This window comes from uncultured Nostoc sp. (genome assembly GCF_937863485.1).
Taxonomy (GTDB): Bacteria; Cyanobacteriota; Cyanobacteriia; order Cyanobacteriales; family Nostocaceae; genus Nostoc.
In genome coordinates this window covers 1-8,395 of the sequence record NZ_CALMFY010000168.1, presented here as the reverse complement: position 1 = coordinate 8,395, position 8,395 = coordinate 1, and the positions used below count along the sequence as shown (strand labels likewise).

The 8,395-nt window shown below is 50.6% G+C and carries 7 protein-coding genes and 1 pseudogene; 6 read left to right on the top strand and 2 right to left on the bottom strand.

All coding sequences use genetic code 11. From position 1 onward, the window contains the following. The first annotated feature begins 253 nt into the window (after positions 1–253). The 5 genes and pseudogenes from Q0541_RS22580 to Q0541_RS22560 form a co-directional block, all read left to right on the top strand. Positions 254–655 carry a RidA family protein gene (locus Q0541_RS22580; RefSeq protein ID WP_298915652.1) on the top strand — a complete coding sequence of 134 codons (402 nt, stop codon included), beginning with the start codon at positions 254–256 and terminating at the stop codon, positions 653–655. Continuing rightward, the gene (locus tag Q0541_RS22575; protein WP_298915649.1) at positions 624–1,229 is read left to right on the top strand and encodes a nuclear transport factor 2 family protein; all 606 of its coding nucleotides are present in this window, start codon (positions 624–626) and stop codon (positions 1,227–1,229) included. The genes Q0541_RS22580 and Q0541_RS22575 overlap by 32 nt, the downstream gene beginning before the upstream one ends. Before the next feature lie 191 nt (positions 1,230–1,420). Then, the gene (locus Q0541_RS22570) at positions 1,421–3,652 is read left to right on the top strand and encodes a prolyl oligopeptidase family serine peptidase (protein WP_298915646.1); all 2,232 of its coding nucleotides are present in this window, start codon (positions 1,421–1,423) and stop codon (positions 3,650–3,652) included. A gap of 269 nt (positions 3,653–3,921) precedes the next feature. Next, complete coding sequence (locus Q0541_RS22565) at positions 3,922–5,493, top strand: alpha/beta hydrolase (RefSeq protein WP_298915643.1); 1,572 nt, start codon at positions 3,922–3,924, stop codon at positions 5,491–5,493. A gap of 259 nt (positions 5,494–5,752) precedes the next feature. Then, positions 5,753–5,875: pseudogene (locus Q0541_RS22560) on the top strand (NAD(P)H-dependent oxidoreductase); the annotation flags it as partial. A gap of 169 nt (positions 5,876–6,044) precedes the next feature. Here Q0541_RS22560 and Q0541_RS22555 read toward each other — a convergent pair. After that, entirely contained in the window at positions 6,045–6,299 is a 255-nt protein-coding gene (locus Q0541_RS22555; protein ID WP_298915640.1) for a helix-turn-helix domain-containing protein, read from the bottom strand. Positions 6,300–6,498: 199 nt separating this feature from the next. Here Q0541_RS22555 and Q0541_RS22550 point away from each other — a divergent pair, with 199 nt between their 5' ends. Then, positions 6,499–7,764 (top strand): IS701 family transposase, encoded by a 1,266-nt coding sequence (locus Q0541_RS22550; protein WP_298915637.1) that lies wholly within the window; start codon positions 6,499–6,501, stop codon positions 7,762–7,764. Positions 7,765–7,783: 19 nt separating this feature from the next. On the opposite strand, the gene Q0541_RS22545 is transcribed toward Q0541_RS22550, so the two are convergent. After that, on the bottom strand, positions 7,784–8,305 hold the full coding sequence (locus Q0541_RS22545; protein WP_298915654.1) for an IS630 family transposase: 522 nt from the start codon (positions 8,303–8,305) through the stop codon (positions 7,784–7,786). Between the last annotated feature and the right edge of the window lie 90 nt (positions 8,306–8,395).

Genomic DNA, 8,395 nt, shown 5'->3' with positions numbered 1-8,395 from the left:
CGCTCCTCTGCACCCCTGCTGCCTCAACGATTTTCCCTTTTCTTAGTGCCATTCGATGCTCAGAGTCAGAACTGGACGATGAAAGCCATTTTACAAGCGTTTTCGCGGCTATTAGTTGTCTTACTGTTTGCAGAAATCATTACTCTTACATGGCAAGTGAATTCTGAACATTAGTGTCTAAATCAGACGATACCGAAACGAACTCGTCTCAGCAGCGCGAAATATAGTCAAACGTACTGAATGGAGAAACATCATGAATAAGCCCGAGTTTTTTGTCACCCCCGGTTATGGGGAACGCCTGTCGAATGGATTGCATTACTCTCAGGCGATGAAAATTGGCAATCGAGTGGAGACATCAGGACAAGGCGGGGTGGATGACAATCTGCAAATTCCCGAATCGCTCGCAGACGAAATTGCTCAGGCGTTTCGGAACGTAGAGCGAACCTTGGCGACTGCCGGTGCTGGCTGGAAGCATGTTGTTCACATCAATTCTTACCATGTTGGAGGGTTTCCCCCGGAGGTTAACGATGTGATGGTCAAGCTATTTCGTCATTATATGCCCAACCATGCTCCTATTTGGACAGAGGTAGGAGTCGCGGCTCTTGCGCTTCCAACGATGCGTATTGAGATCCGCGTTACTGCAATCACGAGCTAAAACCTATGGAGAGATTCAGATGTCAGAGAAAAATAAAGCAATCTTAGAAGAGGCAAACGCGGCGATCGCTGAAGGCAACAATGAAGGATTTTTGTCGTTCTGCGCCGACGACACGCATTGGACGTTTGTAGGCGACAAGACTCTTAAAGGAAAAGAAGCTGTTCGCCAATGGATGGCAACGACATACATAGAGCCGCCAAATTTTATGGTTGCTAACTTAATCGCTGAGGGTGATTTCGTCACGGCACTCGGCGACATAACAATGAAGGACGAAGACGGGAAGGCGGCTCATTACTCGTACTGCGACATCTGGCGCTTTCGCGGCGGCAAGATTGTTGAATTAAGGGCTTTCGTCATCAAAACCGAGGTCAAGGATGAAACTAGTAGTTCGCCAAGTTCACTTGGCGGGGTAAAGGGTAAGGGGGAAGGGGGAAAGGTTTTAAATCCCTTAACCTTTCCCCTTTCCCCAGACCTCACAAGCGCATTTTTGGGTTGGCAGACTACTAGCGGCTCATCGGCGCGGGCTGATTCGATGCGATCGCAACCTGGAGGCGAATCGCTTCTAAATGGTTAATCAAAATTAGTTACGTATGAGCGAGGCAACTAGCAAGCAAGTGTCGATCAAAGTTGGCAAAGCGTAGTTCAGTCTCTTAAGAAGGTGCTGAAAGAATTTGATCAAAACAATGTAATTAATTTTATTTACCTACTTGCGATCGTTTAACCCAGGTAGTTACGGTCAAGCATTCTGTTAGGTAGGTCAATGACATGTTCAAAACTGCAAAATCACGACAAGAAATACTAGAGTTCAACCTCTTTGGATTTCGACTCTCATTTCAAAAGATAAAGATACCGATGCGCCGCGCAACCCTTTTCGCGATCGCGCTACTCTTTACCACCCATTTCGCCTCCGCTTGCTCGGAGTCCACAGCAATGATGCTTACAATTACCTATCCTGAAACCAAGCGGGTCGATGTCGCCGAGGAACATTTCGGGCAGACGCTCACCGACCCCTATCGCTGGCTGGAAAACGATGTCCGCAACGACAAGGAAGTCGCCGCCTGGGTCGAATCGCAGAACAAGGTCACCAATGATTATCTCAATACGCTGCCGGGTCGAGATATCTTCAAGAACCGACTGAAACAGTTGTACAACTATGAGCGGTTCAGCATTCCGGTCAAAAAGGGGGGGCGGTATTTCTACCTCCATAATTCCGGACTTCAGAACCAGCAGGTTCTTTATGTCCGCGACAGCGTGGATAGCGCAGGGCGCGTGCTGATCGATCCCAATAGTTGGGCAAAGGACGGGGCGACCGCACTTGCCGAGTGGTCAGCTTCTGATGATGGCAAGCGCGTGGCTTATGCGGTGCAGGATGGCGGTACCGACTGGCGCACGATTCGGGTACTGGACGTGAACACGGGCAAGGTACTTGATGATCAGGTCAAATGGGCGAGATTCACCAGCATCGCATGGACGAAGGACGGATCTGGCTTTTTCTACGCCTGTTACCCTGAACCGAAGCAGGGCACCGAATCGCAAGCAAGCGTAGCCAACCATGCGGTCTATTTTCATGCGATCGGCACCCCCCAGGCGCACGATCAGCTGGTCTATACAAACCCGGATCAGCCGAATATGCTGCATACCTTGAGCATCACCGAAGACGGGCGTTACGTCGCGATCGTTTCCACGCCCGTTTCAATCGGCAACACACTGACCGTGGTGGATCTTCAGAGCGCCGACTGGAAACCCCGCAAGCTGGTCGATAATCTTGATAATTCATGGCTGATCGTCGGCAATGTGGGGACGAAGTTCTTCCTCATGACTAGCCAGGACGCGCCGCGCTTCAAGGTCGTGACGATGGACATCGCCGCTGCCGACCCAGTGATCAGGGATGTAGTGCCGGAGCAGGATTCGGTTTTGGGTAATGCGTCGCTGGTCGCTGGACGGTTGCTGCTCTCCTATCTGGCTGACGTGAAGACGGAAGTTCGACGCTACACGCTCGATGGCAAGGCTGATGGTGTGGTGAAGCTGCCCGGTATCGGCACCTCTGGCGGTTTTAAGGGTAAACAGAGCGACCCGGAAACCTTCTTCATCTTCACCAGCTTTAACGCTCCGGACGTGATCTATCGATATGATGTCGCCAGCAACACGGCGCGGGTGTGGGCACAACCCAAGGTTGCGATCGATCTCAGCCGGATCGCAGTCGAACAGTGTTTCTACAGGTCGAAGGATGGCACCCGTGTTCCAATGTTTATCGTCCGACGCAAGGATGTGACCCGTTCGGCACCGACCCTGCTCTATGCCTATGGAGGATATGGAATCCCCCTGGTTCCTGCTTTCTCGCCGGATCCTCTGGGGTGGGTCGAACAAGGCGGAGTGTACGCGATCGCCAATATTCGCGGCGGTTCCGAATATGGCAAGGCATGGCATGAAACGGGTCGTCGTCAGAACAAGCAAAACGTCTTCGATGATTTCATCGCAGCGGGCGAGTATCTGAAGGCGCAGGGGATCACCCCACAAAACGGCTTGGCGATTCAGGGCGCCTCGAATGGCGGACTCCTAATTGGCGCGGTGGTCAATCAGCGACCGGATCTGTTCGCCGCCGCGCTGCCCCAGGTCGGGGTCATGGACATGCTCCGCTTCGACCAGTTCACGAGCGGGAAAACATGGGTAGACGAGTTTGGGTCTCCAGCACGGGAAGCGGATTTCCGGAACCTCTTGAAATATTCGCCTTATCACAACATCCAATCTGGCAAGGCATATCCCGCAATCCTCGCCACCACTGCCGACACGGATGATCGCGTGGTGCCGGGTCATAGCTTCAAATATGTCGCCGCGCTTCAGGCAGCGGGTATCGGACCCAAGCCGCACTTTGTCCGCATCGAGACACGCGCGGGACATGGAGCGGGCAAGCCCACGGACAAGATCATTGAGGAAACGGCGGATATGTGGGCTTTCGCCGCTCATTGGACGGGGCTGGATGTGAAGCCAGCGAAGTGATCGCGTCAAACAAATACAACATACGTCGAACTAATCGAGGAAGCGTAACGCCTCACACCACTCTATTTTCGTCAATGCGTAAGTTCTAACAAACTAATTTACAGTCTGCGCTTTGGTGGGGTCATCGATGACCCCGTTAATACCTGAACCCATCAACAACTAGCTCGAAGGAGTTTATCCCCATGTCTCACATTTCTTCTAACCACAAGCAAGATCGTGGCCTACCCACGCACGGCTCAGAGCCAACGGTTCCCGCTGAGAGGAGAACCATGCTTGCTCACAAGCCCCATATCCGAAGCTCGCTAATGATTGGGGCGGTGATATTGGTTCTTAGTGCCTGCGGCCAGCCCACATTCGGGCACCCGTCAGAGCCAGGAGGAAAGATCCCTGCGGATCTAAAACGCTTCTACGACCAGAAGCTGACCTTCGGCTCGTGCGAGGGCTACGCCATCACGGATGCCGACGCTAAGACCTTTGCCAACGATACCTTCAAATGCGCCCGGCTTGAGGTGCCGCTCAACTACCAGAACCCCGGCGGGCGAACCGCGCAGATTGCACTGCTGCGCGTACCGGCGAAGGGCAAGCCGAGCAAACGAATCGGCTCCCTGCTGCTCAACCCAGGCGGCCCCGGCTTCTCCGGGATGAGCTACGCGGTCACGGTGGCAAAGGCCTCGGCCGACAGTCCGATCACCAAGCAGTTTGACCTAATCGGGTTCGACCCACGCGGGGTCGCCGCCTCGACACCAGCCCTAGACTGCTTCACCGATGCCGAACGAGAGGCCGACAAGTTGGTCAACTCGATCAACTCCGGGGGCAAGGACTACACCGACCACGAGACCCGTCAGTTGTACCAAAAATGCGCCGAGCGTTCCGGCGGTGAGGACGTGCTGGCTCACGTCGGCACGCGCGATGTCGCCCGCGACATGGACGTACTCCGCGCGGTGCTCGGCGATGACAAGCTCTCCTTTTTCGGCACCAGCTACGGTACCCGGCTCGGCGCGATCTACGCCGAAACCTTCCCGCAGAACGTGCGGGCCATGGTGCTCGACGCCGCGGTCGACCCCACGACCGGCACCATCGAGCGTCGCCTCGTCCTGTTCGCGGGTTTCCAGCGTGCCTTCGACAACATGGCGGCCTTCTGCGCTAAAACCCCGACTTGTCCGCTCGGCACCGATCCCAAGCAAGCTACCGCCGCCTTCCAGCAGATCGTGCAGCCACTGATTGATAAACCGATCATCACCGCAGACGGACGCAAGGTCACTTACACCGCCGTAATTGACGGCGTGATCACTGGGCTTTACGGCGAGGTGGGTTGGCCTGCGGTGATCCAAGCCATCACCGAACTCAAGGCCGGAAGCGGTAAAACCCTGCTGTTCTTGCGCGACATCCTCAGCCAGCGCAGTGCCGACGGTAGCTACGGCAATGGCAACGAGTCCCTGGTGGCCATTAACTGCCTCGACGAGGAACGCCACACACCCGAGCAGGAGAGCGCAATGACGCGCGACATTTTCAAGGTTGCGCCCTTCCTAGACACCGGCCGGCCCGTCAACGCCCGTGACCTCTGTGAGCATTGGCGCGTGAAACCCACCCTCGGTTACCCCTACGCCCAGAACATCAAAAGACTCCCTAAAACCTTGGTCGTGTCGGTCACCCGCGATCCGGCCACCCCGCACGAGGGCGGCATCAGCCTCGCCAAGACGCTCGGCGCGAGCCTGCTGACCGTCGAGGGCGAACAGCACGGTGTAGCCCTCACCGCCGGCAATGCGTGTGTCAACGACATCGTCGCCGACTACCTCATCGGTCTCAAAATCCCCGCAGACGGCGCTCGCTGCGTCCTTTAGGCGCGTTGGGAGACTAGAGCGGATAGCCTGAATACCGGGCGGTCCTCACGCAATCAATTGGACTCATGCGAATGAGGTGAACTCCATATTGCTGGACTTTCTGCAACAATCATTTAACTAAGAGAATCACATTGAGATGAAAACATTAGAAGTTCCTCCCCAAGAAAAGATGCTGGAGCTAATCGCTGGATTTTAGATTGCTCGATCTCGCAGCAAAGTTAGGCATTGCTGATGTGTTTGACGATCAGCCAAAGACGATCGCTCCAAATCTCGCAAATTAGCTAAGAAGTTTATGGCTGCGTGGCAAGACCGACATCCTGATGATGTGATCACCTATCGTGATTTAAGACAAACGCCAGTTCCTCACGTCACCGAAGACTAGATTGCGGCTGCTTTTACTCCTCCAGAGGCACTTACTCCGGAGATGGCTGAACCGCTGAAGTTTTCTGATGAGTTGGTGGATGAGTTTTTGACCGCTGATCGGTGTATTTTCAGTGTACCGATGTACAACTTCAGCTCAACTCACGCATCAAAATCCCTACCTCAAGGATTTAGCGCCGATTTTGACGATATTCCTCCAAGTTGTCGATAACATCCAGAATTTCAACGAAGCGAGAGCCAAAGTCTGTCAATTTATACTCTACACGCGGTGGGATCTCAGGATAAGCAATCTTTTCCACAATGCCAAAATTAACGAGATCGGACAACCGCTCATTCAAAACCTTGGTCGTCAATCCCCCAGTCGCACGGGTCATCGCTCCTGGACGCTTAATGCCTGCGCGAATTAAGCGTAAAACTTCCAACATCTATTTACACCCAAGCGTATGCTCCACAATATAGGCAACGTTTGGCTGGGAGCGAGGAAACTTTTTTGGTGTGCTACAAGGCTGTGATATCTGCATTTGCTACTAAACGGTAACTACCTTACCGGGACTTAAACAAAATAAAAGGGGAAAGTAGAGTATAATGCTTTACCAGCATAGCTTTCACGTCAAAGTAACACCCATGAAAGAGACAACCCCCGCAGCCATGCCTCCGTGTTTTGAAAAATGGTGTCAACGGTTTGATGAGGCATTTACTCATAAAGCCCAAAAAAGAGGGTTTAGGCACTATTTAGGGGGATTATTGGGAGAAAGCGAAAGAAAAAAACTGTCCCAGATGGCTTCTAACGCTATAGGAGTTGAATACCATCAATTGCACCACTTTATAACCGAAGCACCTTGGTCTGATTCCAAGATCAATGAACTTCGATTAGAGATTATGAACAAGTGTAGTCAAACCAGGATCAGTCGAGGATTTAACTTAATAATTGATGATTCTGGTCACAGAAAAAGTGGTAATTTTACTGATGGAGTGGGAAGGCAGTATATTGGAGAAATCGGCAAGACAGACAATGGCATAGTAGTGGTAACAACACATTTATATGATGGACGAAAAAGCTTGCCATTAGATATAGAGTTATATCAGCACAGGGATTCTTTGCCAGAAGGTAAACAAGATCCAGAGTTTGAGAAAAAAACTGAACTAGCAATCAAATTAATCGATAGAACATTGGCGAGAAAATATCAACCGGGAATCGTACTTATAGATGCTGGATACGGCAACAATACATCCTTCTTATTAGCATTAGAGAAGAGACAATTAAAGTACTTGGGAGGAATAGCCAAAAATCGAAAAATAACTATTAATGTATCAGAGAATATTCAACAAACAATTAGGATAGACGAATTAGCACAAAGCTTCCCCAAAGAAGATTTTACCGAAATCCAACTAAGTTTAGATAAACCTAGAATAGTATGGGTGGCAACTAGAGAAATAGAGATATCACAACTGAAAGGAAAGCGAAATATTGCTATCGTTATGAATGCTGCGACTTTCTCTGAAGCCACTGATATTGACTATTTCATCACTAATGTCTCTACATCACTTGTCACACCAGAATGGATAGTTCAGACCTATTCTCAAAGAAATTGGGTGGAAGTTTTTTATAGAGAAGCCAAGGGGTGGTTGGGGTTAAAAGAATATCAAGTTCGAGATAAAAGAAGCCTACTTCGACATTTTATCTTGGTTTTTTGTGCCTATACTTTTATCCTTTGGCATCAGATGACTGGGGGTCTGAGACGAAGGTGGGCTTCCAAACCTTTGAACACTTTTACTGAAGCAATAGATGCCTTTAGAACAGCTATGTCTTTTCGATTTTTTGATTGGTTGACTCATAATCGTGACGTGTTTGCCGCTTATAAAGCTAGTTTAGGCTACATTTGGGCTTAATTTTTGTTTACAGCAATTTTCAGGTAAATAGACCACAGTGGTTGAACCAACCGAGAGCATCATCTTCGGTAATGTAATTGACAGCAAGCGCCATTGCTTGGTTTAGTGATTCCAGTGTACGTGCTTCGCAGGAACGGAGAAATTGCTTTAGTTTCGACCAACAAAGTTCTATAGGGGATAAATCAGGAGAATAAGGGGGCAAAAACTTGATTTTTGCACCGACTGACTCGATTGCCACTCTGACACGTTCGGCGTGATGAACCCGGAGATTATCCATGACCACGATTGCTCCTTTCCATAACTGAGGTATTAATATCTCAGTTACATAAGTGAGGAATACATCAGTATTTGTACTTCCTGGTACAGTCATGGCTGCAACCAGTCCACCAAGGTTTAAAGCACCAATCAAAGAAACGTTTCCACCCTTACTTCCAGGTATACTACCAACTGCTCGTTCGCCATTCACTGCTCTAGCGAACAAGCGTGACATCGATAAATTCAATCCAGCTTCATCGACGAATATCAGGTTTCTGACATCAATTTTGTCTAAAGTTCGGCGATAGTCATGTCTTAACTCGGGAGCAACGCGATTTTGTGAGGTTGGACAAAAAAGGTGCGATCGCTAATAAAT